Origin of the sequence: Microbacterium sp. B19(2022) (genome assembly GCF_012030385.1) — a bacterium.
In the GTDB taxonomy this organism is placed as follows: Bacteria; Actinomycetota; Actinomycetes; order Actinomycetales; family Microbacteriaceae; genus Microbacterium; species Microbacterium oxydans_B.
This window is the reverse complement of the sequence record NZ_JAAUVO010000009.1, coordinates 74,323-99,087: the sequence shown is the minus strand read 5'-3', so window position 1 is coordinate 99,087 and position 24,765 is coordinate 74,323. Positions and strand designations below refer to the sequence as shown.

The 24,765-nt window shown below is 68.4% G+C and carries 20 protein-coding genes; 13 read left to right on the top strand and 7 right to left on the bottom strand.

The annotated features are described in order from the left end of the window. Positions 1–13: 13 nt before the first annotated feature. Positions 14–541 (bottom strand): GNAT family N-acetyltransferase, encoded by a 528-nt coding sequence (locus HCX50_RS10100; protein WP_205829007.1) that lies wholly within the window; start codon positions 539–541, stop codon positions 14–16. Positions 542–786: 245 nt separating this feature from the next. Between HCX50_RS10100 and HCX50_RS10095 the strand changes: the two genes are divergently transcribed. From HCX50_RS10095 to HCX50_RS10070, 6 genes are read left to right on the top strand one after another with little or no spacing between them, the layout of a single operon-like run. Next, on the top strand, positions 787–1,734 hold the full coding sequence (locus HCX50_RS10095; protein ID WP_167634150.1) for an ABC transporter ATP-binding protein: 948 nt from the start codon (positions 787–789) through the stop codon (positions 1,732–1,734). After that, on the top strand, positions 1,724–2,488 hold the full coding sequence (locus HCX50_RS10090; RefSeq protein WP_167634148.1) for an ABC transporter permease: 765 nt from the start codon (positions 1,724–1,726) through the stop codon (positions 2,486–2,488). The genes HCX50_RS10095 and HCX50_RS10090 overlap by 11 nt, the downstream gene beginning before the upstream one ends. Then, the gene (locus HCX50_RS10085; RefSeq protein WP_167634146.1) at positions 2,485–3,159 is read left to right on the top strand and encodes a TetR/AcrR family transcriptional regulator; all 675 of its coding nucleotides are present in this window, start codon (positions 2,485–2,487) and stop codon (positions 3,157–3,159) included. Before HCX50_RS10090 ends, HCX50_RS10085 begins: the two co-directional genes overlap by 4 nt. A gap of 53 nt (positions 3,160–3,212) precedes the next feature. Then, positions 3,213–5,480 (top strand): ABC transporter permease, encoded by a 2,268-nt coding sequence (locus HCX50_RS10080; RefSeq protein ID WP_167634144.1) that lies wholly within the window; start codon positions 3,213–3,215, stop codon positions 5,478–5,480. 5 nt (positions 5,481–5,485) lie between these two features. Continuing rightward, on the top strand, positions 5,486–6,184 hold the full coding sequence (locus HCX50_RS10075; protein WP_167634142.1) for an ABC transporter ATP-binding protein: 699 nt from the start codon (positions 5,486–5,488) through the stop codon (positions 6,182–6,184). A gap of 58 nt (positions 6,185–6,242) precedes the next feature. Further along, the gene (locus HCX50_RS10070; RefSeq protein WP_167634140.1) at positions 6,243–6,839 is read left to right on the top strand and encodes a DUF1349 domain-containing protein; all 597 of its coding nucleotides are present in this window, start codon (positions 6,243–6,245) and stop codon (positions 6,837–6,839) included. A gap of 17 nt (positions 6,840–6,856) precedes the next feature. On the opposite strand, the gene HCX50_RS10065 is transcribed toward HCX50_RS10070, so the two are convergent. Then, positions 6,857–7,798: an alpha/beta fold hydrolase gene (locus HCX50_RS10065; RefSeq protein WP_167634138.1), complete on the bottom strand. Its 942-nt coding sequence runs from the start codon at positions 7,796–7,798 to the stop codon at positions 6,857–6,859. 110 nt (positions 7,799–7,908) lie between these two features. On the opposite strand from HCX50_RS10065, the gene HCX50_RS10060 reads away from it, so the two are divergent. From HCX50_RS10060 to HCX50_RS10050, 3 genes are all read left to right on the top strand, one after another. After that, on the top strand, positions 7,909–8,883 hold the full coding sequence (locus HCX50_RS10060) for a helix-turn-helix transcriptional regulator (protein WP_167634136.1): 975 nt from the start codon (positions 7,909–7,911) through the stop codon (positions 8,881–8,883). Between the two features lie 45 nt (positions 8,884–8,928). Beyond that, complete coding sequence (locus HCX50_RS10055) at positions 8,929–9,453, top strand: hypothetical protein (RefSeq protein WP_140403369.1); 525 nt, start codon at positions 8,929–8,931, stop codon at positions 9,451–9,453. A gap of 91 nt (positions 9,454–9,544) precedes the next feature. Then, positions 9,545–10,546 (top strand): substrate-binding domain-containing protein, encoded by a 1,002-nt coding sequence (locus tag HCX50_RS10050; RefSeq protein ID WP_167634134.1) that lies wholly within the window; start codon positions 9,545–9,547, stop codon positions 10,544–10,546. Here HCX50_RS10050 and HCX50_RS10045 read toward each other — a convergent pair. From HCX50_RS10045 to HCX50_RS10025, 5 genes are all read right to left on the bottom strand, one after another. After that, a complete protein-coding gene (locus tag HCX50_RS10045) occupies positions 10,500–13,100 on the bottom strand; it encodes an alpha-L-rhamnosidase (RefSeq protein ID WP_167634132.1) in 2,601 nt (866 codons plus the stop codon). The genes HCX50_RS10050 and HCX50_RS10045 overlap by 47 nt on opposite strands. Beyond that, entirely contained in the window at positions 13,097–14,227 is a 1,131-nt protein-coding gene (locus tag HCX50_RS10040) for a glycoside hydrolase family 99-like domain-containing protein (RefSeq protein WP_167381634.1), read from the bottom strand. The genes HCX50_RS10045 and HCX50_RS10040 overlap by 4 nt, the downstream gene beginning before the upstream one ends. A gap of 14 nt (positions 14,228–14,241) precedes the next feature. Continuing rightward, positions 14,242–15,030, bottom strand: a complete 789-nt coding sequence (locus tag HCX50_RS10035; RefSeq protein WP_091035564.1) for a carbohydrate ABC transporter permease — start codon at positions 15,028–15,030, stop codon at positions 14,242–14,244. 1 nt (position 15,031) lies between these two features. Further along, positions 15,032–15,940 (bottom strand): carbohydrate ABC transporter permease, encoded by a 909-nt coding sequence (locus tag HCX50_RS10030; protein ID WP_167381635.1) that lies wholly within the window; start codon positions 15,938–15,940, stop codon positions 15,032–15,034. Positions 15,941–16,013: 73 nt separating this feature from the next. Then, entirely contained in the window at positions 16,014–17,333 is a 1,320-nt protein-coding gene (locus tag HCX50_RS10025) for an ABC transporter substrate-binding protein (RefSeq protein ID WP_091035567.1), read from the bottom strand. Positions 17,334–17,496: 163 nt separating this feature from the next. On the opposite strand from HCX50_RS10025, the gene HCX50_RS10020 reads away from it, so the two are divergent. The 4 genes from HCX50_RS10020 to hrpB all read left to right on the top strand — a co-directional run bounded on the left by HCX50_RS10020 (position 17,497) and on the right by hrpB (position 24,764). Continuing rightward, positions 17,497–19,755, top strand: coding sequence for a right-handed parallel beta-helix repeat-containing protein (locus HCX50_RS10020; protein WP_167634130.1), 2,259 nt, complete (start codon positions 17,497–17,499; stop codon positions 19,753–19,755). 224 nt (positions 19,756–19,979) lie between these two features. Next, positions 19,980–20,408 (top strand): MarR family winged helix-turn-helix transcriptional regulator, encoded by a 429-nt coding sequence (locus tag HCX50_RS10015; protein WP_091035572.1) that lies wholly within the window; start codon positions 19,980–19,982, stop codon positions 20,406–20,408. Positions 20,409–20,522: 114 nt separating this feature from the next. Then, positions 20,523–22,124, top strand: coding sequence for an SPFH domain-containing protein (locus HCX50_RS10010; RefSeq protein ID WP_167634128.1), 1,602 nt, complete (start codon positions 20,523–20,525; stop codon positions 22,122–22,124). An 84-nt stretch (positions 22,125–22,208) separates the two neighbouring features. Further along, complete coding sequence (gene hrpB, locus HCX50_RS10005) at positions 22,209–24,764, top strand: ATP-dependent helicase HrpB (protein ID WP_167634126.1); 2,556 nt, start codon at positions 22,209–22,211, stop codon at positions 24,762–24,764. Position 24,765 lies beyond the last annotated feature (1 nt).

The window sequence follows — 24,765 nt, the reverse complement described above, 5'->3', positions numbered from 1 at the left end:
TATCGTCGGCGGTTCACCCCGCGCCGACCTGATCCTGCTCGTGCAGGATCTTCTGGAAGAGATCGTGGTCCTGCCAGGAACCGGCGATCTGCAAGTACTGCGGAGCCGATCCGATCCGCTGGAACCCCGACTTCTCGAGCACGCGTTGCGAGCCCGCGTTGTGAGGCAACGTGCACGCTTCCAGTCTGTGCAGCGCGAGCTCGTCCCGCGCCATCCGCACAGCCTCGCCGACCGCCGCTGTAGCCAGCCCGCGCCCCGCCCTGCCGGCATCGATCCAGTACCCCAGGGTCGCGCTCTGGAACGCGCCCCGAACGATCCCGACGAAGTTGAGCCGACCGACGAGTTCCCCTCCGTCGAAGATCCCGAAGGAGAAGCCGCGTCCGGCCTCAGAGAGTTCGAGCCATCTGGCGATGTCCTCACGGTGCCAGGCCGGGGTGTGGAAGCCTTCCGGACGCAGCGGCTCCCACGGAGACAGGTGATCCCTATTGCGCTCATAGACGGCGGCCAACTCCGGTGCGTCATCGTCGCAGAGGAGCCGCATCACGGCACCGCCTTCGAGTGAATAGCTGCCCGCCAACCCAGACTTCGTTCTCTGCACTGCTCGCCTCACGTCCATTCCGATCGTTCCCCCACCGGCCAGGCACCGATGGGCACGCCCCCGCGTCTTCGACGAAGAGCTCGACACCCTGATCATCGCCGAAGACGTGATCGAATCGCGCCGCTCGACAGATTCGATCACCGCGGCTCCATCAGTTAGTCTACGATGTAGATTTACGAAGGGGAATCATGAGCGACACACGATTGCGGTTGAGCGGCATCCGGCGATCCTTCGGCGAGCGCGCGGTGCTCTCCGGCGTCGATCTCGTCCTACCCGCGGGTGAGATCCTCGGTCTCCTCGGCCCCAACGGCGCAGGCAAGTCCACGCTGATCGCCATCGCCAACGGGTCGCTGGCGCCCGATTCCGGGTCGGTCACCGTCGACGGCATCGACCTCGCCTCCCGCCGGGAGACCGCCGCCGTCCTGATCGGCAGCGCGCCGCAACGACTCGGCATCTACCCCTCGCTCACCGTGCGCGAGAACGTCGAGGGATTCGCTCGTCTTCACGGCGTGCGCGGGCGAGGGCTGCGCGCACGATGCGCGGCGGTGATCGAGGGACTGGGGCTCACGAAGAGCACCGGCGTCCGCGCCGAACAGCTCAGCGGCGGCCAGCAGCGCCGACTGCACCTCGCGATGGCGCTCACCCACAGCCCGCGCCTGTTGTTCCTCGACGAGCCGACCGTCGGCGCCGACGTGGAGTCGCGCCAGCAGATCCTCGACCTGGTGCGCCGCATCGCCGACGACGGAGCATCCGTGCTCTACACCACCCACTACCTCACCGAGCTCGAGCAGCTCCCGTCACGACTCACTCTCCTGCACGACGGCGTGCTGCGAGATCTCGGAGACGTCAGCGAGGTGGTGAGGTCGCAGGGCGACGGCGTGCGCGTGCGCCTGCAGACGAATGCTCAGCCGCCGGCCGGCTGGGTGCGCGAGGGCGACTGGCTCGTGAGCGGATCGACGGGAACCAGCGCGGGTGAGCAGCTCGCCGACCTGATCGCCCGCCTCGGCGAAAGCGCGAGCGCGATCATCGATGTGCAGTTCCCTCGCCCCACCCTCGAGAGCGCGTACGTGCGCCTGCTCCGCGCACAGGAGACACCGGCACTCGACGACGCGGAGGTGCACGGTGTTGCGGCATAGTCTCGCGGTCGCAGCGATCGACGCACGAATCCTGTGGCGCGACCCGTCTCCGGTCGTGGTCATGACGGTGATTCCGCTCGTGTTCGTCCCGTTCTTCGTCCCCGGTGCGCGGGGACAGCTGGCCACCGCGGGCTACGCCTCGGCGTCCGGAGTCGAGTACGCCGTCCCCGGCCTGGCCGTGCTGTTCGCCCTCCTCTGCGTCCAGCAGGTCGTCACGGCGTTCTTCCGCGATCAGCAGTGGGGCACGTGGGACCGGCTGCGGACATCACCGGCCCGCGGCGTCGACCTCCTCCTCGGCAAGTCACTGACGGCATTCGCCGCGCAGCTGCTGCAGTTCGTCGCGGTACTCCTCGGCGGCGCGCTCCTCTTCGGGTACCGCCCCAACGGCTCCATGCTCGGGCTGGTCCTGGTGCTCGTGGCGTTCTCGGCGGCGATGATCGGCTTCGGACTGCTCCTGGTGTCCGCATCCCGATCCCTCGAACTCGCGCTGGTCATCGGCAACGTGCTGGCCATGCTCATGGCGGGGGTCGGCGGCGCGTTCGGACCGGTCGAGGCGCTGCCGACATGGATGCAGACCATCGCTCCGGCGTCGCCTGCATACTGGGCTCTGCAGGCCATGCGGTCGCTCACCCTGGATCGCGCCGGAGCTCTCGACGCGCTCGGTCCGTCGATGGCACTCTTCGGCTTCGCTGCGGGCTTCGTCCTGCTCGCCGTCGCTCTGCTCGCCCTGCGCAGGCGGAAAGGAATCTCATGATGACACCTCGACCGGAGCGGATCTCCCGCGCCGACGTGCTGTCGGCGGCTCTCGAGCTCATCGACGCCGATGGCCTGGATCAGCTCACCATGCGCCGGCTGGGCACCGCGCTCGGGGCGGATCCGATGACCGCCTATCGGCACTTCGCCGGGAAGTCGGACCTCGCCGCCGCACTCGCCGACGAGTTCTGGACGGAACTCTCGCTTCCCTCCGCCTCCGGGGTGCCCGACTGGCGCGCCTACGCGCACGAACTGATGCGGGCCATCCGCGCCGAGCTCGCCGCGCATTCCGGACTCATCCCGATCGTCGCGACGCATCCGATCACCTCACCGGCGGCGCTCGCCGTGGCCGACGAGGCCATCGGTATCCTGCTCGATCTCGGGGCTCCGGTCGACCCGGCCCTCGGCGACCTCGTCAACGTGCTCGTGATGATCACCGTCGCCTCGGCGATGGGAGAGTTCAGCGCTCCTGCGGGGTCGGAGTCCACCACTGCGGAGACGGCCGAGGTGGAGGGCGAGCACGAAGACACCGAAGCAGCACTGCTCTCGCAGCTGCCCCACCTCGGCCGGATCATCGCCGCAGGGTGGGCGCCGTCGGCCGAACGGCAGTTCGAGGCGGGCATCGGCGCCATCCTGCACGGCTGGCCGTTCCCCCTCCCCCCGACATCGTGAGGGCGCGCTCGACCGCGTGGCGGATGGCCTCCGCTCGCATCCGCAGGAATCCCGTGAGCAGCGTCTCGCTGATCCTGCTGATGGCGATCAGCTCCGCCACCGCCGGTGCCGGTGTCGCCACCCTCGTCTCGACGATCGGGGCGACCGAACGGCTCTTCGCGCTCGCGGAAGCACCGGACGCCGTGCAGATGCACGTCGGCCCCCTCGAGACCTCCTCCCTGGATTCCTTCGCCGCAGCCCACCCGGACATCGTCGACGACCACCAGGTGCAGGATGCGCTCCAGCTCGACAATCAGGATCTTCGGATGCACGGGATCTCGGATGCCGCGCGCGACGGCGTGATGGACCTCCTGCTGGTCACCCAGAGCCCGCGATTCGACTTCCTGCTCGGACCCGACGGCACGCCGACGAGCGTCCGCGACGGCGAGATCGCCGTGCCCGGCTACTACGCCGACGCCTACGACTTGGTGCGCGGTGACACGGTCGAGATCTCCGTGCACGGCGACGTGCAGACGTTCACCGTCGCCGACGTCGTCCGCGACGCCCAGATGGGGCCGAGTCTGGTCAACTCGAAGCGATTCGTGCTTTCCGAAGGGGATTGGAACGACCTTGCCGAGCGGCTTCCCGTGGAGCACATCCTCACGTTCCGCCTGGTCGACGACGCGGGTGATCGATTCACGGAGGCATACCGTGCGGCCGGACTCCCGGCCAACGGTGCGGCCGTCGACGGGAGCCTGCTGCGTCTGATCGCCGCGCTGACAGACGGCCTGGTCGCCATCCTCACCATCCTGGTGAGCATCGTCCTGCTCGCCATCACGCTGCTGTGCCTGCGGATCATGGTCCTCACCGCCCTCGAACAGGACGCACGTCGGATCGGCGTGATGCGGGCGATCGGCTTCTCGCACCGCGAGGTCTCGTCGACCCTGCTCCTCGGATACGCCGTGCACTCGGGCGCCGCTGTCCTGGTCGCCCTGCTCATGGTCTTCCCCGCGTCCGCACTCCTGCGAGGCGGCGACGGCGCTCCCTCGGACGGGCACGGCGCCACGGGGAACATCGTGATGCTGTTGGCCGTCGTGGTCGCGTCCGCGATCCCGACCGCGCTCGCGGCGCACCTGCTGCGCCGAGTGCGCCGCATCAGCCCGTTGCTCGCTCTGACCAGGCCCGGGGTGTCGGCGCAGACCCGAGGTCGTCCGCGTGCACTGCGTTGGGATCTTCCGATTCCGGTCAGCATCCGCCTCGCCGTCCGCGGACTCACCACCCGGGGTACCACCGCCGTGCTGCTGATCGTCATGGTCGGCTTCGCGGTCGCGCTGGCGGCCCTGCCCCAGCGTGTGACCCAGACGATCGCGGCACCCGACTTCGTCACCACCATGGGCGTCGGCCAGAGCGACCTCCGTGCGTTCGTCCGCGAGGGCGCGGAGGCCGGCGCGGGCGACGCGCTCGAGCGGTCTCTGCGCGATGACCCGGACATCGCCCGGTTCGCGAAGGCCACCAGCTTCCGGGTCGCGCTCATCGCCGCGGCGCGCACCGATGACGTCGCTCTGGAGGTGGGCGACACCTCGACCTTCCCCCTCGCCTATGCGCGTGGCGAAGCGCCCGCAGGGCCCGGGGAGCTCGCGCTGTCGACTCTCGCCGCGCAGAACGCGGGGGTGGAGGTCGGACAGTCCGTCCAGGTGGATTCGGCCGGTTCGACCCATCGGTACCGCATCACGGGCGTCTATCACGACATCACCAACGGTGGCCGATCGGGCAAAGCCGTCGAGCTGCCCGGCGATCAGGGCATCCCCCTGTGGCAAACGTTCATGGTCGACCTCCGAGACGGCGTCGACCAGGGCGCGAAAGCCTCGTCACTCGCGCTCGATCACCCGTCGGCGTCTTTCACCGAGCTGGACAGGTTCGTCCACTACACGCTGGGCGACACGGTCGAGCGTCTGAAGACGGCGTCGATGATCGCCTGGGCAGCCGCTGCCGTGGTGATGCTCTTGGTGTTCGCTCTCCGGGGGCGGCTCGAGGCGACTCGCGACGAGTCCGATCTGCGTCTGCTGCGGCTCCTCGGATGGTCTCGCGGCGGGCTGCGCACGATCCCCCTGTTCCGGGCGGTGGGTGTCGCCGGGGCCGGTCTTCTCCTCGGGTGGGTCGCGACGGAGCTCCTCGGGCCCGGCGTGCTCGGTGCCACCCTCTCCTCGTTCGGCGGAGGCGCCACCGACCTCGTCGCGGCCAACGGCTGGAGCCTGATCACCGGCCCCGTGGTGGCTGCCGCCGCCGTGGTCGGCGCCCTCATCGCCTGCGCCCACAGCCCCGCACTCCTCAACGAAAGCTGACCGACATGCAACGATCGCCCGCACTCATCACGGCGCGCGCCGTCACCCGCCGCTTCGAGTCGGCCGCGGGCGACTTCGCGACCGTGCTCGGCGGAATCGACCTCGATGTCTCCGAAGGCGACTATCTGGCCCTCACGGGTCCCAGCGGCTCCGGCAAGACGACTCTGCTCTCGTGTCTGAGCGGCTTGGACCAGCCGTCATCGGGGTCGGTGCGCATCGGCGACGACGATCTCTCCGCGCTCGACGACAAGGCCCTCGCACACATCCGTCGCACCACCCTCGGCTTCGTGTTCCAGCGCACCGACCTCCTCGACGAGCTGGCGGTGATCGACAACATCCTGCTCCCGGCGGTGCGACGACGCGGCCGGGTCTCCGCAGACACCCTGGCAAACACCGAGCAGCTCATGGATCGGCTCGGGATCGGACACCTCGGCGCTCGCGCACCGCACGAGCTCTCCGGCGGCCAGCGGCAGAGGGTCGGCATCTGCCGCGCACTCGTGAATCGTCCGCCGATCCTCATCGCGGACGAGCCGACCGGCGCCCTGCACCGGGAGGCCACCGACGACGTGCTCGACGTGTTCGATGAGCTGAACGCGTCAGGCATGACCATCATCGTCGTCACGCACGACGATGTGGTCGCTCAGCGGGCGCGGTCCCGCCGTCATCTCGTCGACGGGCGGATGCTCGACGCCGTTCCCGTCTAAACGACCCCCACACACGCACACCCACACCCACACCGCAATGACACGGAGGAGAACGACCATGCAGATACCTGCCCTGCCGACGCTCGAATGGACCAACGGCGAACTGGATGCCAGCTACGACGGCGATACCGGCGAGCTCGTGCTGCACGCGGCCCCGGGAGGGGACTGGACCAACGACTCGCTCGGCGGCCCCGCACAGCACCGCGCGAGCTTGCTGGGTTTCCGGACCGATGGCGATTTCACGCTGAGCGCCAGAGCTCGCGTCATCGGGGAGCGGACGACGTTCGACGCCGCCGTGCTGGGCCTGTGGTGCGATGAGCAGTACTGGGCGAAGCTCTGCTTCGAGTATTCACCCGACGGCCGGGCGATGGTCGTCAGCGTCGTGACCAACGAGTTCTCCGATGACTGCAACTCCACCCTCGTCGAGCGCGAGTTCGTTTATCTCCGCGTCGCGCGCATCGGAGACGCGTTCGCCTTCCATGCCTCCGACGACGGCGACCGGTGGGAGTTCGTCCGGGTGTTCCGCCTGAAGACCGATCTCCCCGTGACGGTGGGCTTCATGTCGCAGGCGCCGATGGGAGAGGACTGCGACTCGCGCTTCGACCGGATCCGGTTCTCGGCGGGAGCTCCGGCCGACCTGCGCGACGGTTCCTGACGTCGGGCTCTCCGATCTCATCGCGCGTCCTGTCGCTGCAGCCAACTCACGATCGCCTCGTTGAGTTCGGTGGGCTTTTCCTGCTGGATCCAGTGCCCGCAGTCGAGGCTGACGACGTCCACGTTCGGCACGAAGTCCGCAAGCGTCTCGGATTTCTGGACCATGTCTCTGTCGGCGTAGATCATGAGTGCGGGCTGGTGGATGATCGGGTCCGCGTCGGCGAGCAGGTGCCAGTTGCGGTCGAGGTTCCGGTACCAATTCACACCGCCCGTGAATCCCGAGGTTTCGAAAGCGGAGACGAGAACGGCGAGTTCGTCGTCGCTCATGACGGGCTCGCCGAGCGGTGCCTCCGCTCGGGCGAGATCGATGAACTCCATCCCCGGCTGAGGCTGCCGAGGGGGTTCGTTCTTCCGGTACAGGTTGCGAAGGAACCGGGACGTGTTCTCATCGAACACGGCGTCCGCGACGCCGGGCTGCCGATTGAAGTGCACGAAGTAGAAGTCACCGCCGAGCACGGCTTCCATGAGCTCGATCCACGGAATCTCTCCGCGCTCCTGATAGGGCAGGCTCAGATTGATCACCTTGTCCACGCGGTCCGGGTGCAGCAGGGTCAGCCCCCAGACGACGCTTGCGCCCCAGTCGTGACCGACGAAGATCGCCGTGTCGTACCCATAGTGATCGAGAAGTCCGACGAGGTCGCCCGCGAGATGTTCGATGTCGTAGGCCGTTACCTCGGTCGGCCGCGAAGAGTTGCCGTAACCGCGTTGGTTCGGGACGATGACGTGGTACCCCGCAGCGACGAGGGCCGGCACCTGATTCCGCCACACGGAGGCATGCCCCGGCCATCCGTGGCACAGCACGATAGGGTTCCCGGCGTTCTCTCGCCCGGCCTCGAAGACTTCGAGTTCAATGCCGTTGACGGGGATGAGGGTGGGGTCGGGGAAGTCGGACGGGTTCACGGTTGCTCCTCTGAGTTCGGCACCGATCGCAGGTGTGGATCGGCGGCTACTCGGACCGTACGGAGCATCCTGGACACCGGATGTCCGAGATCCTCGGCAGGCTGAGAATCATGAGAACCAATCCCACGGGCAGAGCCCTGCAGTTGTTGTCGCTTCTGCAGACCCACCGCTTCTGGCCCTGTGCGGAACTGGCGGATCGGCTCGGGGTGACCGAACGAACGGTGCGGCGCGACCTCGACCGCCTTCGCGAGATCGGCTACCCGGTCGATTCCACCTCGGGGAGGTACGGAGGTTACCGGCTCGCGACGGGAACGCATGTGCCGCCCCTGATCCTCGATGATGAGGAGGCCGTCGCGGTGGCGATCGGCTTGCGTTATGCCGCGGAAGCCACCGTTAGCGGGATCGAGGAGACGTCGCTGCGCGCGCTGGCGAAGATCGAGGCACTTCTGCCTCATCGGCTTCGTCGACGCGTGTCGGCGCTGTATTCGAGCGTCGCCTCACTGCGGCGGGCCGTCGATGACGACGTCATCCATCCCGAGTCGCTGAGCGTGTTCGCCGCAGCATGTCGCGACCATGAGCACGTGCGGTTCGACTACCTGCGAAGCGACGGCGAGAGCAGCGGGCGGCACGTCGAGCCGCACCAGCTCGTCACAGCCGGACGACGGTGGTATCTCGTAGCGTGGGATGGAGACCGTCGCGATTGGAGAACGTTCCGACTCGACCGCATCCAGGCGCCGCGACCAGTCGGCAATCACTTCGCGCCGCGCACGATTCCCGGGGGAGATGCGGCCGACTTCGTCGCGAGATCGATCGGCCGCACTGCCCGCGATCACGATGCGACCCTCGTCATCCACAAACCGTTCGCGGAGGTTGAGGGCGTCCTCCAGTGGGCCGACCACACTCTGAGGGAGGAGCACGCAGAACACTGCGTCGTCGGAATCCGCAGCGAAGACCTCGGACGGCTCGCGATGACGGTCGCCGAGATAGCGCTCACCGCTCCGGTGTCTGTCATCGAGCCGGCCGAACTCGCGGGCGCCGTCGAGCGGCTCGCCACTCACCTCACTGACCGGGTACGCCTCTCGTGACGCCTTCGGACGCGCCCCGCATCCGCGCCCCCATATCCTGACTGTGTGATCCCGCGCCCACTGCAACCAGACCTCGAGACCGCCGAAGCGCGGTACGACGCTGTGCTGCGTGAGCTGCACGCGTATGCGCGATTCGTCGATGAGCATGGCGACGAGGACGGATCCGCGTACGAGTCGCTGTCGGCCCGGGTCCGACAGCTGACAGGAAAAGACACCAGCTCCTTCAACCTCGCGGAATGGTGGGAGGGCGAAGGCGCCGAGGTACTGGCCTTCCGGCTATCGCTTCCGGCGCCCCCGACCATCACACTCGGAAGCGACGATATCCGCGCCGTCGTGCAGTGGCTGAAGACGCCCCGGCTGCCGCGCTCCGGTTCCTTCGCCGACGAGTTCGAGATCTATCTCGACGACTACTATTACGAACTTCTCCGCAAGAACTGCAGCCGCTACGACCATCGGGTGCTGTTCGGCTCCCGGCGGAGCCCCGACGGTACGAGAACCGAGATGACGGTGGAGGAAGCGGTCGAATGGTTGACGGCCTCCGGGAAGCCGGTCCGTCCTCAGGGAAGTTGACGATTCCGCGGATCTCCACGCCCCCTCCCGTTCGAGCTCATTGTCTTCACGAGTTGCAAAACGTTTAGACTCGTCGTGAGGTGATGTGGTGGTGGGCATTCGCGAGGTGGCGGAGCATGCGGGCGTTTCCACGGCGACCGTGTCGTTCTATCTGAACAAGCCGGACAAGGTCCGCCCCGAGACGGCCGAACGAGTGAGAGTCGCGATCGAGGCGCTGGGATACGTGCGCAACGATGCCGCCCGCCAGCTCAAGGCCGGCAAGAGCCGAATGCTCGCACTCATCGGCTTCGACGTGACCGACCCGTTCTTCGCCGCGGTCGCGCGCGGCATCAGGGCGGCCGCGACCGAGCACGGCCTGTACGTGGTTCTCGCCGACAGTGACAGCCAGGTGGATCTGGAGACGGAGTACCTCCATCTGTTCGAGGAGCAGCGGGTGCGCGGCCTCCTCCTCGCTCCCGTCGCAGACCCTTCCCCCTACCTGGTCGAGGGAAAGGCCCGCGTCCCCATCGTGCTGCTGGACTACAGCGCCGACGAAGGCACTCTCCCCGCCGTGGCCATCGACGGGCGCGCCGGAGGCAGGGTGGCCGCGGAGCACCTTCTGCAGTGCGGACGCCGCCGGCTCGCGTTCGTCGGCGGCCCGAGCGAGATCCATCAGGTCGCAGAGCGCCTCGAGGGCTTCCGCGGTGCTGCGGCCGGCGTCGCAGATGCGACCCTCGAGCTGATCGAGACCACTGAGCGCAACGCCCGTCAGGGGCGGGAGATCGGCCGCCGCATCGCCGACCGACCGGAGCCGGAGCGCCCGGACGGGATCTTCGCGGTGAACGACCTCGTCGCCGTCGGTCTCCTCCAGGCACTGGTCGTCGAGCGCGGGCTGCCGGTGCCCGACGCCATCTCGGTCGTCGGGTACAACGACGCCCTCGCCGACGAATACTCACCCCTCGAGCTCACCACGCTCCACCCGCCGCAGGCGGAACTCGGGGCAACGGCCGTGGAGCTGCTGCTCGAGGCGGAGGCATCACCGGCTCCCCCGCCTCGCACGGTCGTGTTCATGCCCGAACTGATCGTCCGAGAGTCATCGGTGCCACGTAGCTGAGCGGTGCGTCGGTCGTGAAGCGATGGTGCCCCGCGGGCACCTCATGCGGAACGATGCCCTCGATGTCGATCCAGCCGGTGGCCCCGGTCGGGACGACGAGCTGCACGTCGAGGCACCCGTCGCCGATCCGCCACTCGATCGATGCGGACCCGAACGGCGTCTCGTGGCGCGTCCAAGCGCTCGTGATGCCCCCGCCCGGGCGCGGAGCGAAGCGGATCCGCCGAAAGCCGGCGGCCACCGGCTCGAGGCCGCCGACCCTGCGATGCAGCCAGTCCGCGATCGCACCGAGGGCGTAGTGGTTGAAGCTCGTCATCGAGCCCGGGTTGATCGAGCCGTCGGGGAGCATCGAGTCCCACCGTTCCCACACCGTGGTGGCACCCATCGTCACGGCGTACAGCCATGACGGGCACTCCGTCTGCAAGAGCAGGGCGTAGGCATCCTCGAGGTGTCCGTTGTCGGCGAGCGCGTCGAGCACGAGGGGCGTCCCGACGAAGCCGGTCCCGATCCGGAAGTAGTTCGCGCGCACGAGCTGTGCGAGCCGCTCGGCCACGCGCGGCCGGTGCTCCGAGGCGCCGAGGTTCCACTGCAGCACCATGGCGCAGGCCGTCTGGGTGTCGTCGCGGGGAAGACCGCCGTCGCCCAGGTATCGATCGGCGAACGCCTGGCGCACGTCGTCCGCCAGGCGCTGCATCCGGTCTGCGGACGTGGCCCCGATGACCCGCCCGATCCTCGCCAGACGCTCGGCCGCGTGCGCGAAGCATCCTGTGGCGACGAATCCGGTGGATGTCACGGCGCGGAACGGGTCGTCAGGCGGGGCCAGCGGATCCAGCCAGTCCCCGAACTGGAACCCCTCGTCCCAGACGAGATCGTCACCGGCGAGCTCACGGACGCGCTCGATCCAGCGCTCCCCGATCTCGAAGTGGCGCCTCAGGATCTCTGGATCGCCGTAACGCTCGTGCAGGGTGTCCGGCACGAGGACGGCCGCATCGCCCCACGCCGCGACCGGCGGGCTCGTGTCGTAGTCGAGCGGCAGCCAGGGCACGTAGATGGGGACGGTGCCGTCGGGCGATTGCTCGGCTGCGAGATCGTCGAGCCAGTCCAGAGCGAAACCGGAGATGTCATAGAGGAACGAGGCGGCGGGGGCGAAGACTTGGAAGTCCGCCGTCCACCCCAATCGCTCGTCCCGTTGCGGGCAGTCCGTGGGCAACGAGACCATGTTGCCGAGCAGACCCCATCGAACGTTCTCGTGGAAGCGATTCAGGAGCGGGTTGTCCGTCTCAAACGAGCCGGACGGCCGCATCTGCGTCGTGTAGGCGATCGCACACACGTCGAGTTCTGCCGGCGCACCACCCCACCCGGTCACGGTGGCGTAGCGGAAGCCGTGCATCGTGAACCGCGGCTCCCAATGCTCCTCGCCTCCGCCCTGCACGTAGCGGTCGGTCGCCGCTGCCGAACGCAGCGGACGCAGAGCGAGGTCGCCGTTTTCGAGCACCTCGGCGTGGCGCAGCACGAGTTCCTCCCCTCGGCGCGTACGCGCCATCGACAGACGAAGGCGCCCCGAGATGTTCTGCCCGAAGTCGTACAGGATGCTGCCGTCTGCCTGCACCGTCGTCGTCCGAGGCGCGAGCTCCGCATGGCGACGCACAGGAGCGCTACGCGGCGCGAACAGAGTCGCCGGATCCCGGTCGCCGACGACGGCCGGCACCCACTCACCGCCGCGCCAGTCGTCGCCGACGCGGGCGTCATAGGTCTCACCGTCGTAGAGACTGCTGCTCAGGATCGGTCCAGTGGTGGCCTCCCATCCCGGCTCCCCCGTCGCGATCACGATCGTTCGGTCGTCGTAGCGGATCTCGAGCTGGGCGATGAGCGCGAGATCGTCCCCGTAGTAGTCGCGAAGGTTCTCAACATAGCCGAGACGGCCTCGGTACCACCCGTCAGCGAGGTGCGCGCCGAAGACGTTCTCGCCTCCGACCAGCAAATCGGTGACGTCGTAGGTGCGGTATGCGAGGCGGTGACGATAGCTTGTCCAGCCCGGCACGAGTGTGTCGTCTCCGACACGCTCATCGTTGAGGAAGCCGTCGACGACGCCGTGCGCGCTGATGTAGAGCCGGGCGGAGCGAAACCCGCCGTCGAGGTCGAAGCGCCGACGCATCCGGCTCGGTCGCCGCTCGGTTCCCGGCGTCTCGGGCCACGGCGCTGAGACCGGGCGAGCCTGCCAATCGGCCGGGTCGAGCAGACCTGCCTCCACGAAGAGCGGCGCGCTCCAGGGCGTCCGCTCGGTACCGGCGTCGTTCACCGCGCGGATGCGCACCGCCACGCGCTCGCGCGACGCCAGCGGCCGAAAGGGCCAGGACGCCAGGACTTCATCCCGCGCATCGAGGGGCGCGACCGTGACCGCACCGGTCTCATCCTCGAGCTGCGCCTCCGCGTTGCCGGGTTTCCAGTCGGATGGTGCATCGAGCGTCCAGGCGAGCCGCGGCTTCGACGTGCCGATACCGAGGCTCTCGGCGTGGTGCTCGACGGACACGGAGACGATGCGTGCAGCAGAACTCATCGAGGGAAGACCTCCGTGATCGTCTCCAGGAATCGCGTTCCGAAGTGGGTGTCGGGAAGGAGCGCCGCCCCCTCCGTCCACTCGTTCCAGGCGTTGATCGTGAGCAGCGGGCTGGTGACGGGGTGGTCGGCGAGGAACTGGCGCGCGGTGAGCAGCCCCTGTCGGAAGTCATCCGGCGAGGCGTCGAACACCGTCATCCACGGATAGGTGCCGTCCTCCCATTCGGCCGACTGCACCGTACGCGGCGACGGGTCCCACCCGACGCTGACGTTGGGGTGGAAGGGCACAGGCAGCGCCTCGACGTATCCTTCGTAGGCGTCGAACGCATCGCGCTGCACGTCGCACCAGTCTCCGAGCGGCCACGGGTGGCGTTCGGTGGCGGTGTGATGGATCCACACGTACGAGGTCGCACTGTCGGCGCCCAGCGCGCGCATGAGGATGGCCGGATCCGCCACCGTCACCGCGGTGGGCAGAACGCCGAAGCCCCAGACCACCATGTCGAGGTGCAGTCCGGGGAAGCCGGCGGCGATCGTCTCCCGGCGGAACCAGTCGAGCGCATCGCGGGCGCCTTCGACGCCGCCGAGGCCCTCGAGAAGGGTTCCGACCTCGTAGACGGAGAAGAACGGCTTGCCGTCGATGAGCAGATGGTTCGGATGCGTGAAGTACGTGTCGATCACGTGCCGCGCCATCCGCTCGAAGGCCGATCTGTCGATCGCCCCGGACTTCAACACCGGGGGCTTCCGATGCGGGTGCCGCGAGGGGAAGATGTCGACGAGCTCGTGGTTCGCCCACATCAGCGCGATGCGGAAGTCGTCGGGCATCTCTGCAGCCAGCATCCCCTCGTCGAGGGCGCGGTTCAGATAGGGCCCGTCGTCGTACCAGTAGAAGTCCACGAGGAATCCGTCGATCCCGTGCCGGTGCGCGAGCTCGATCTGACGCGCCATCACCGCCGGATCGGCGTCGTCCTCCTCACCCGCAACGGGGACCCGCGGCTGGCGATGGCCGTCGAACCGCGGGGTGGCGCGGCGCAGCAGCTCCCACTCGGTCCAACCCTCACCGAACCACGCGTCGTTGCGCGCGTCGGTCTGCCAGTCGGGGAAGAAGTAGGCCAGGACAGTGGGCCGCATCGGGGATCCTTCGTTCATTTGATGGCACCCGCGGAGAGACCGCGTTGGAAGGTGCGCTGCAGTGCGATATAGAGGACGACGACGGGGAGGCTGATGAGCACGTTCGCCGCGAAGATCTTGGGGGTGTCAACCAGGCGCTGGCTCTGGAAGTACGTCGGCACCTGGGTGAGGACCTGCATGTCGGTGTTCTGAATGAAGATCAGAGGCAGGAGGTACTCGTTCCAGGCGCTCAGGAAGGTGAAGATCACCACCACGGCGAGGATGGGCCGGCACATCGGCAACAGCACCCGCCAGAAGTACTGCCGGTCGGTGGCGCCGTCGACCTTGGCCGCCTCGTAGACCTCGACGGGCAGCGACCGGATGTAGTTCGATGCGACGAGCACACCGAACGGCAGGGAGATCGCGGCGAGCGGGATGATCACCGCCCAGTAGGTGTTGAGGAGTCCGAGTGACTGCACGGCGTAGAAGAGGGGCACGACGAGCGCGATGGCCGGAAGCGCGAGCCCGGCGATGAGCAGCAGCTGCGCGATCCCAGCTCCCCGGGGACGGAGCACCGACGTGGCGAACGCGGCCATCGTCGCGGTGAGGGTCACCAGAACGACGGTGGAGACGGAGACGATCGCACTGTTGACGAAGAACCGGACGAACGGGGTGCCCTCGAGGACGCGGAGATAGTTGACCGGCCCCTCCCCCTGCATGCTCACGAACAGGATCATTCCCAGAGGCAGCACCAGCACCCCGACCGCGATGAGAAGGAAGACCTGGCTGATGACCCGCGCGGGAAGCGATTGATGAGAGAACATGTCAGGCGTTCCTTGCCAGTCGGACTTGGAGCGCCGCGAAGACGGCGGCGACGAGGACGACCACGATCGAGATGGCCGAGGCGTATCCCGCGTGGAACCTCGCGATCGCCTGCTCGTAGATGTATCCGGTGAGCACCTGAGTCGAGTTGCCCGGCCCACCTCCGGTCGTGAGGAAGACCAGCTCGAACATCTTCAGGGAGCTGACGAATCCGAGCACGATGAGCACGAGGTGGGATCCGGACACCGTCGGAAGCAGGATGCTCTTCGTGAGCCGCCAGGTGCCGGCACCGTCGAGCCGCGCCGCCTCGATCATCGAGGGATCGACCTGGCCGAGCGCCGCGTCGTAGATCACGAAGCTGTATCCGGTGTACTGCCACACGTTGATGGCGATGAGGGTGAGGAGAGCGATCGACGGATTCGCGAGCCACGCCTGTGTCAGCCACCCGAACCCGAGCGATTCCAGCGTCTGATTGAAAGCGCCATCGGGGGTGAGGAGCAGTCGGAAGGAGACGGCAACGACGGCAGGTGACAGCACCACCGGCACGAAGACGAGAGTGCGCAGCAGACCGCGACCAACCACTCGCGTGCGTACCAGGAGCGCGAGACCGAAGCCCAGCACCATCTGGATGAAGACCGTGCCGACGGCGAACGTCAGGGTGTTGCGCAGTGCGGTGAGGAACGTCGCATCGGTGACCAGGGCCATGTAGTTACCGAAGCCGACGTTCTCGGCGTCGGTGGAGACGCCGTTCCACTCGAGAGTCGAGTAGGACACGTTCGCCAGGATCGCCGCGTGGATGACGCCTCCGACGAGGATCAGTGCCGGCACCGCCCAGATCCACTTCTGCAGTGACCGGTATACCCGCACCGGCGCGCGCCCGGTGGCGGGCCTCGCCGGAGTTGCCGTCATCATGGAGTTCCTCTCGTGGCTGCGAAGTCGCGCGGAGTCCGGGGCGCGCTCGATGACCGAGCCCGCCCCGGACGGATCACTCGCGGTCAAGACCGGCCGACACCGACTCGACGCTCTCGAGCGCGGCCTCCGGAGTCGCGGCACCGGCTGCGACCTGGGAGAGCGCGTCGATGAGGGCGGCATCCAGGTCGGGGTAGGGGATCTGGCGCAGCCCGACCAGGTCGTCGATGCTCGCCTGCTGGCGCTCGATGTCCTCGACCTGCCGCGGATCCACGACGTCCTCCGTCGAGACTGCGACGTCGCGCACGGCCGGGATGTTGCCGCCGCTGGCCTGATTCTCCTGCCCGTACCCGGTGGTGAGGAAGTCGAGGAAGGCGAGGGCCGCCTCCTCTGACGGCGTGTTGGCCGCGACCGCCCAGCCGTTGTCCGGGCCGCCGAAGGGACTCGTCGGTGTCCCACCCGACTCCGCGGCGGGGAAGGGCGCCGACAGGAAGACGTTGTCGATGGGCGTGCTGACGCCCTTCTGCGCCTCGGCGATGCCCGCGGCGGTCATGGTCTGCGAGGTGTTCCAGGTGCCCAGGGCGACGAAGGCGGCGTTCCCCTCAAGGAAGGCCGAGAACGCGTCGGGGTACTCGGCCATGGCGGTCGCTCCCTCGGCGACGATGCCGTTCGTGAAAAGAGATCCCCACGCGGTCATCGCGGCGACGAGGTCGGGATCCGTCCAGGAGGTATCTCCCTCGATCGCCTCGTAGACGAGTCCGGGAGACACGCTGTTGGCCAGGGAGAGGAACACGTCCTCATTGACCCAGCCGTCCTTCGCACCGTGCGCGAGGCAGGCGTACCCGGCCTCGACGATCGTCGCGCAGTCCGCTTCCCACTGGTCGAGATCGCTGGGCACGTCGAGGCCGAGCTCCTCGAGGATGTCGGCGTTGTAGTAGACGAGGCCGGCGGCGCTCATGTAATTCGGAAGCGCGACCTGCTCCCCGTCGGCCTGCAGCGCTTCCAGACCGGCAGGGTAGAAGCGATCTTGCCAGTCCGCCCCGTGCACGGACTCCATGTGCTCCGAGGGATCGACGGCGAGCGGACCGAAGTTGGTGACGAGCGCGCCGGGCTGCATCTGGAACACATCGGGCCCGTCGCTGCCGGTGAGAGCCGGGCGCAGAGCCGTGACGTAGTCGTCGAACGCGTAGTTCTTGTACTCGACGGTGATCCCGGGGTTGGCGGCTTCGAACTCGTCGATCACCTGCTCGTACCGGAAGTTGTTCCACCCCCACCAGGTCAGGGTGACGTCGCCGTCGGCGGATGGTGCGTCAGATGTTCCGACGCAGCCGGCGAGCGCGACGGCGACGACGCCGACAGTGGCGACGGCCGCGACTCGGGTACGGATCGTGAGCATGTGATCGGCTCCTTTGCGTGATCATTCTGGGGTGGCGGCCAGGGAAACTAAACGTTTAGAATCGGCCGTACTGAGCAGATTACGAGGTGATCGCCTCGCGGTCAAACTCGAAGCCGAAACTCAACGACGAGGTGGTACTTCCATGCGAAGGATCTTTGCCCTGATGACCGCGGCGGCCCTCTCCGCCGCCCTGCTCGGTGCGCCGACCACGGCATCCGCTGCCGGCACGACGCGATACGTGAATCCGATCGCCGGGTGCAGCAACGCTGGGCCGGGAACGACCACGGATGCGCCGTGGTGCGATTTCGTGCCGGTCGCCGCCACGGACTTCGCTGCGGGCGACGAGCTCCTTCTGGCCCGCGGGGCGAGTTGGAACCAGCAGCTCGAGATCTCGGGGTCCGGCACGGGCAGCGCGCCGATCACGGTCGCGGCCTACGGAAGCGGAGCGCGACCACTGATCTCCCGCGACGCCGCTGACGACGACCGTGGGGTCTACCTCGAGAACGTGTCGCACGTGACGGTACGCGACCTCGAAGTCGCGAACGCCGCCGTCGGCGTCCAGGCCTACTACGACGAGCTCGACCATGAGGGCCTGACGATCGAGAACGTGTACGCGCACCACATCACCGGCATCGCCCAGGGCAACTCGCAGGCGTACGACGGCACGTGCTCGTTGTCGCCCATTCCCGGCCTCTACACCTCCGCCGGAGTAGCGATCACGGGACCGGCGGTCAACGATGCCACCGGCAAGGCCACGGTCGCGCCTTTCCCCTTCACGAGCTCCGACGTCGGCCTTCGTGACCTCCGCATCTCCGGCGTGGAGGTCGCGCACTCGAACATGGGGGTCGAGATCGCCTGGTGCAACGGGATCCGCACCCATGACGGGACCGACGGCGCCAACCTGGTACAGGATGCAGTCTTGGAAGACCTCTACATCCACGACCTCGACGGCGGCGGTGACATGCGCGCCGACTGCCCGAACGGCATCACCCTGATCAATACACGCAATGCCGTGGTGCGCGACTCCATCGTCCAGAACGCCGGCGCCTGCCCGTCGAAGAACGGCACCACGGGCCTCCTGCTCTCCCGCAACGAGGGGCTCGTCATCGTCAACAACCTCATCGTGCAGACACCCGACGTCGGCACCCCCAACGATCAGATGGGCATCGATCTCGAGTACGCGAATCGGGACGTGAAGATCCTCTACAACTACATCGCGGAGAATCATGGGCCCGGCATCGACGTCCTGGCCATCCGCAACCCGGCGACGTGCCCCGGCAGCAGTAACGATCCGTTCGACCACAGCGACGACACCCTGATCGACGGCAACCTCTTCGAGGACAACGGCGAAGGCGCTGTGCACCGCGTATCGAACTGCTTCGTCCCCACCGGCACGGTGACCAACAACCTCTACGACGAGCCGCACGGCCTCGCAGTCTCCGGCGTCGGCGAGGACTTCCGCGGGTTCAGCTTCCTCGACAACCACGATGTCGGCACCTCCACCCGCACCTCTCAAGCCGCTCGGGACTTCACGGGAACAGCCGGCCAGCACGGATGGAAGCATGAGTCGCGGACCGGCACTTCGTGGATCGCCATGACCTTCGATGCTGCAGCACAGCAGTGGAACGGGACATCCACCGCGTCCGGCCGATTCGCGCGCGTGCCCGCTACCGGCGAATCGGTCGCCCTGGCCTGGACCGCGCCGGCCACGGGTTACGTGAACATCCGTGGGCGCGCCCTGAGCACGGGTGCGGGAACGCCGACGGTCCGTGTGGAGAAGAACGGCGTCGCGGTCGTGACCGCGCAGAGCGTTCCCGCCACGAGGGTAGGAGTCGCCACGAATGCGGACGGTCTCGCTGTGACCGCCGGCGACACGATTCGCTTCATCACGCAGGGCTCGACGGGCGCCGAGGTCTCATGGATGCCGTCGATCGGGTACGACGCGGGCGCGCCGATCCTGGACCAGGCCAACACTTTCGGCACCTTCTATCCCTATAGCGATCTGCGAAGCACGCTCGGCAGGATGCAGACGTTCCGCCCGCAGACGGCCGCGACGCGCGTCGACTTCTGGGCTTACCGTGCCGGGAGCCCCGCCGGAAACCTCGAGATCCGGGTGTATGAGCTGGGCGCCGGCGGTCAACCCGTGGCGACAGTCGGGCAGAGGACGCTCGCGCCCGGCGACGTGCCGTCGGCCTCCGCGCCGGTATCCGTATCGACGAGTGCTCTCGATCCGGCGAAGTCCTACGGTGTCGCCGCGACCTCACCCCTGACGCCGAACGCCGGTACGAGCAACTCCTACGGGTTCGAGTACTTCGACGGCGATCCCTACGCGCGAGGCACCGCATGGTTCAGCACCGACGGCGGAACGACGTGGGGCCCGGATGTGAGCAGCCGCGATCTCAAGTTCGCAACCTATCGATGATTGACAAGCGGCAGGGAAGGGACAGCACCGCCGTCAAATGTCGCACGAAACTTTCCGTGACCAAACCGTTGCATTCGTTATCTCGCCGTTATACAGTGATCACACGGTGAATGTTTGCTGTGGCATACACCGCATGTGATTGCAGGACACTCTTGGTGCAAGGGACAAGGGCCGGTCGGGAGCCTCTCCGACCGGCCCTTTACTGTTCCCACTATTCTGTGAACATGACCGATCGCAAGCTCGCCCTGGAGGCCTGGGAGAGCCTGTTCCGCGCGCAGCACGAGTTGTTCACCGAGATGATGTCGGACTTCGAGCACAGCGACCTGGGTCAGGCCGAGTACGACGTGCTGCTCACCGTCACCCGCTCCCCCGGCATGACCGCGCGGCTGCGCGACATCACCGCGAACATGCTGATCAGCCAGCCGAGTGTCTCGCGCCTGGTCGACCGCATGGTCACCCGCGGACTCGTGTCAAAGTGCGCCGACCCCGACGACGGACGCGGTGCGCTGATCCGCGCGACGGATGAAGGGGCCCGGGCGTTCCGCTCCCTCGCCACCGTGCACGGGCGCTCGATCGCCGACCGCATGTCGCGCCTCGGCGACGACGAGCTGCGCACGCTGCGCGACCTCGCGGAGAAGCTCCGCACCCGCTGACGCACTACCGCGAGAGAACGGCCCGCTTCCGTTTCTGGCAGGGTGGGGTGCGTACGCCCGCTGTGTCGCGGGCACGTCAGACCGCCCCCTCGGGGGGAACCAGGGAGGTCATCCATGGAGATCGCCGGAATCGTCGGCATCCTCGTCATCGTCGGTATCGCAGTCGTCGTCGCCGTCGTCCTGCTGCTCATCCTGCTGCTGTTCGCACGCAGCTGGATCAAGGTCGCCCGAGCCGACGAGGCCCTCGTCATCTCGGGCCGCAAGCAGAAGGTGCAGACCGCGGTCATCGGGACCGACGGGTCGAGCCGCTCCGAGATGTCGGAGTCGCCCGTCACCGTCATCGTCAACGGCAAGTCGCTCGTCAACCCGATCACGCAGCGCCACGAGATCATCTCGCTGCGCTCGCGTCAGGTCTCGCTCAACGCCGAGGCGCAGTCGCTCGACAGCGTGACCCTGAACGTCGACGGTGTCGCGATCGTGAAGATCGGCTCCGACCCCATCCTGGTGCGTCGTGCCGCCGAGCGCTTCGCCTCCCAGGACAAGGCCATCGAGCAGTTCACCACCGAGCAGCTCGAAGGTGCCCTCCGTGGAATCGTCGCGACCCTGTCGGTCGTCGAGCTGATGCGCGAGCGGAAGAAGTTCTCCGACCAGATCGCCGCCGACGTCTCGCAGGAGCTCGCCGAGCAGGGCCTCATCCTGGACTCGTTCCAGATCAAGGGCATCACCGACAAGGTCGGCTACATCCAGTCGCTCGGCGCTCCCGAGATCCAGGCGAAGCGTCAGTCCGCCGAGATCTCGCAGACCAACGCCGACCGCGCGATCAACCAGAAGAACATCGCGAACCAGGAAGCCAACCTGATCGAGCAGACCGCGCTCGACACGAACACCGCCAACTCGAACGCCGGCATCGGTCGCGCGCGCGCCGAGGCGGAGCAGGCCGAGAACCTCGCCCGCGAGCAGGCGCAGCAGGCCGTGCTGCAGCAGCAGGCCGAGAACAAGCAGGCTCAGCTCGACGCCGACGTCAAGCGCGTCGCCGACGCGCAGCGGTACGAGGCCGAGACCCGTGCTCAGGCCGAGCTCTACACCCGCGAGCGGGCCGCCGAGGCCGCAGCGATCGAGCAGGTCAAGCAGGCCGAAGCCCGCACCCGCATCGCCGAGCAGCAGGCCGAGGCCGACAAGGCCCGCGCCGCCGGTGAGGCCGCGGCTGCCGTCGCGAGCGCCACCGGTGAGGCCGACGCGTTGCGCTCGAAGGCCGAGGCCGAGGCTCACGCCCGACGCCTGCAGGCTGCTGCCGAAGCCGAGGCGATCCGCGCCGAGGGTGACGCCCGCGCCGCAGCTCTCGAGGCCGAGGCCAAGGCCATCGCCTCGAACCAGGACGCCTTCCTCTCGCAGCGCGTGCTCGAGGTGCTGCCGTCGATCATGGCCGAGTTCTCGAAGGGGTACGCAGCGATCGGCAACGTGTCGATCATCGGCGGCTCGGGCCAGGACGGCGCATCAGACGTCGTCGGTGCCGACAATGCCAAGGCCCTGGCCTCGGTGTTCGAGAGCGTCCACTCAGCCACCGGGCTCGACCTCGCCGGCATCATCCAGGGTCAGGCCGTCGGCCGCGGCTTCGGAGCCGGTGTCGCGGAAGCAACGCCTGCGGCACCCGCGCCGCGCGTCTCGACGCCGACCACCCCGCCGCCGCCCGCACCGCCGGCTCCGGCAGCGGACTAGTCACACCTTCACGACAGCGGATGTCGCGACCTCTCCGGTCGCGGCATCCGCTGCTTGGTCTCTGCGACCGGGCAGACTGAACGTATGACGTCCGCCGCCTTCGACCTCGCCGCCATCGGTGCGGGGCTCTCGTTCGCGGCCGCGCTCGACGAACTGTCAGCAGCGCTCGATGCGAGCGGATCGGTTGTCGTCACCGCCCCACCCGGCACGGGCAAGACCACCCTCGTGCCGCCGCTCCTCGCCTCGCGGACGACCGGTCGCGTGATCGTCACCCAGCCGCGCCGCGTCGCCGCCCGCGCCGCCGCCCGACGCCTCGCCCACCTCGACGGATCGCCCGTGGGCTCGCGCGTGGGCTTCACCGTCCGCGGCGAGCGCTCGGCAGGACCCGAGACGCAGGTCGAGTTCGTCACGGCCGGCGTGCTGCTTCGACGAATGCTCGATGACCCAGGGCTCGACGGTGTGGATGCCGTAATCCTCGACGAGGTGCACGAGCGCGCGCTCGAGACCGACCTCCTGGTGGGGCTGCTCTCCGAGGTGCGCGAGCTGCGGGATGACCTCGTGGTCATCGCCATGTCCGCCACCCTCGACGCGGCGCGCATCGCCGCCGTCATCGGCACGGACGACTCCCCCGCACCGGTCGTCGACCACGACGTCCCCGCCTTCCCGCTCACCGAGCGCTGGGCTCCGAGCCCCGTGCCACGCCTCGACGAGCGCGGAGTCACCTGGGGCTTCCTCGATCACGTCGCGCGCGTCACGGCATCCGCAGCCCTGAACCTGGTGCGCGAAGACCCGAAAGCCGACGTGCTGGTCTTCGCGCCAGGGGCCCGTGAGGTGTCGGAGATCGCCCGCCGCGTCCGCGACACGACCGATGCCTTCGATGTGCGGGAACTGCACGGCCAGATCCCGCCGGCCGAGCAGGATGCCGTGATCCGCGGCCGCACGCCGACGGACCTTCCGCGCATCATCGTCACGACTTCTCTCGCCGAGTCGTCGCTCACCGTGCCGGGGGTGCGCCTGGTCGTCGACAGCTGCCTCTCGCGGCATCCGCAGCGCGACGCCGGCCGCGGCATGACGGGTCTGGTCACCACCGCCGCGTCGCGCTCGTCGTGCGTGCAGCGGGCGGGGCGCGGCACCCGTCAGGGCCCCGGCACCGTCATCCGCTGCGTCGACGAGCGCACCTACGCGGCGGCCCCCGCTCGTCCCGTGCCCGAGATCGCCGTGATCGACCTCGCGGATGCCGCCCTGCTCCTCGCCTGCTGGGGTGCCCCGAGCGGCATCGGACTGCGGATGATCGACCCGCTGCCCGCCGAGAACCTGGCCGATGCGATCACGGTGTTGCAGGGCCTCGGAGCCATCGATGAGGTCGGTCGCGCCACCGCCGAGGGCCGCGTCCTGGCGCGCATCCCGACCGATCCTCGGCTCGCCCGAGCGCTTCGCGACGGCAGCCCGGTCGTCGGAAGCCGACTCGCGGCCGAGGTCGTCGCGCTCGTGGGCGGCGAGCTGCGCGTCTCGGATGCCGACATCGCGCAGGCCCTCATCGCGCTGCGCGGCGGTCGGAGCCCGGAGGCCCGCCGATGGCGCGACGATGCGAACCGCCTCGAACGCATGGTCCGGGACGCGCCGGGTGTCCGGTCGGACCTCGACGGAGTCGGCCTCGTGATCGCGCTGGCGTTCCCCGGCCGGATCGCACATCGCGTCGAGCGCACCGCCGAAGGGGCGACATTCCTGCTGGCCTCCGGAACCCGGGCCGGGGTGCGGGGTCCGCTCGCAGCGGTGGAGTGGCTCGCCGTCGCCGACGTCGCGCGCGCCACCGCGCGCGCCGCGGCCGGGTCCGGCGCGATCATCCGGTCGGCCGCTGTGCTCACCGAAGCGCAGATGGAGCAGGCGGCGAGCCACCTGATGACCGACCGCGTCGAGGCGGAGTTCGTCGGAGGCCGCGTCCAGGCTCGACGCGAGCGGCGGATCGGCGCCATTCCGCGGTCCTCGGCGCCCGTGAAGGCGTCGGCACAGGAGGGCCGCGACGCCGTGCGCCGGGCGCTCCGCCGCGACGGGCTCGGTATGTTCACCTGGTCCGACACCGCAGACGCGCTGCGCCGGCGACTCGCACTGTTGCGACGAGAGCTCGGCGATCCGTGGCCCGATGTCTCGGATGCCGGGCTGGTCGACTCCCTCGACGTGTGGCTCGCGCCCGAGCTCGATCGCCTCGCGTCCGGCACCCCCGCAGCACGGCTGGAACTCTCGTCACCGCTCCGGCGCCTGCTGCCGTGGCCCGATGCCGTGCGCCTCGATGAGCTCGCGCCGGAGCGCCTCGAGGTGCCCAGCGGATCCCGCGTCCGCATCACCTACCCGGAGCCCGACGGCGACCCGGACGCACGGCCGGTCGTCGCCGTGAAGCTGCAGGAGTGCTTCGGGTGGGCCGAGACTCCCAGGCTCGTCGACGGGCGGGTGCCGGTGCTGTTCCATCTGCTGTCCCCCGCCGGGCGTCCGCTCGCGGTCACCGACGACCTCGCCTCGTTCTGGTCCGGTCCCTACAGCCAGGTGCGCGCCGAGATGCGCGGACGCTACCCTCGGCATCCGTGGCCCGAAGACCCGTGGGCCGCCGTGCCGACCAAGCACACGAAGAACCGCGCCGCGCGCTGAG

What these genes read in the sequence shown, in the direction of transcription:
- HCX50_RS10100 (WP_205829007.1), bottom strand. Translation starts at nt 541, where the DNA reads ATGCGGCTCCTCTGCGACGATGACGCACCGGAGTTGGCCGCCGTCTAT.
- HCX50_RS10095 (WP_167634150.1), top strand. Translation starts at nt 787, where the DNA reads ATGAGCGACACACGATTGCGGTTGAGCGGCATCCGGCGATCCTTCGGC.
- HCX50_RS10085 (WP_167634146.1), top strand. Translation starts at nt 2,485, where the DNA reads ATGATGACACCTCGACCGGAGCGGATCTCCCGCGCCGACGTGCTGTCG.
- HCX50_RS10075 (WP_167634142.1), top strand. Translation starts at nt 5,486, where the DNA reads ATGCAACGATCGCCCGCACTCATCACGGCGCGCGCCGTCACCCGCCGC.
- HCX50_RS10070 (WP_167634140.1), top strand. Translation starts at nt 6,243, where the DNA reads ATGCAGATACCTGCCCTGCCGACGCTCGAATGGACCAACGGCGAACTG.
- HCX50_RS10060 (WP_167634136.1), top strand. Translation starts at nt 7,909, where the DNA reads ATGAGAACCAATCCCACGGGCAGAGCCCTGCAGTTGTTGTCGCTTCTG.
- HCX50_RS10045 (WP_167634132.1), bottom strand. Translation starts at nt 13,100, where the DNA reads ATGAGTTCTGCTGCACGCATCGTCTCCGTGTCCGTCGAGCACCACGCC.
- HCX50_RS10040 (WP_167381634.1), bottom strand. Translation starts at nt 14,227, where the DNA reads ATGCGGCCCACTGTCCTGGCCTACTTCTTCCCCGACTGGCAGACCGAC.
- HCX50_RS10035 (WP_091035564.1), bottom strand. Translation starts at nt 15,030, where the DNA reads ATGTTCTCTCATCAATCGCTTCCCGCGCGGGTCATCAGCCAGGTCTTC.
- HCX50_RS10030 (WP_167381635.1), bottom strand. Translation starts at nt 15,940, where the DNA reads ATGATGACGGCAACTCCGGCGAGGCCCGCCACCGGGCGCGCGCCGGTG.
- HCX50_RS10025 (WP_091035567.1), bottom strand. Translation starts at nt 17,333, where the DNA reads ATGCTCACGATCCGTACCCGAGTCGCGGCCGTCGCCACTGTCGGCGTC.
- HCX50_RS10020 (WP_167634130.1), top strand. Translation starts at nt 17,497, where the DNA reads ATGACCGCGGCGGCCCTCTCCGCCGCCCTGCTCGGTGCGCCGACCACG.
- HCX50_RS10015 (WP_091035572.1), top strand. Translation starts at nt 19,980, where the DNA reads ATGACCGATCGCAAGCTCGCCCTGGAGGCCTGGGAGAGCCTGTTCCGC.
- HCX50_RS10010 (WP_167634128.1), top strand. Translation starts at nt 20,523, where the DNA reads ATGGAGATCGCCGGAATCGTCGGCATCCTCGTCATCGTCGGTATCGCA.
- hrpB (WP_167634126.1), top strand. Translation starts at nt 22,209, where the DNA reads ATGACGTCCGCCGCCTTCGACCTCGCCGCCATCGGTGCGGGGCTCTCG.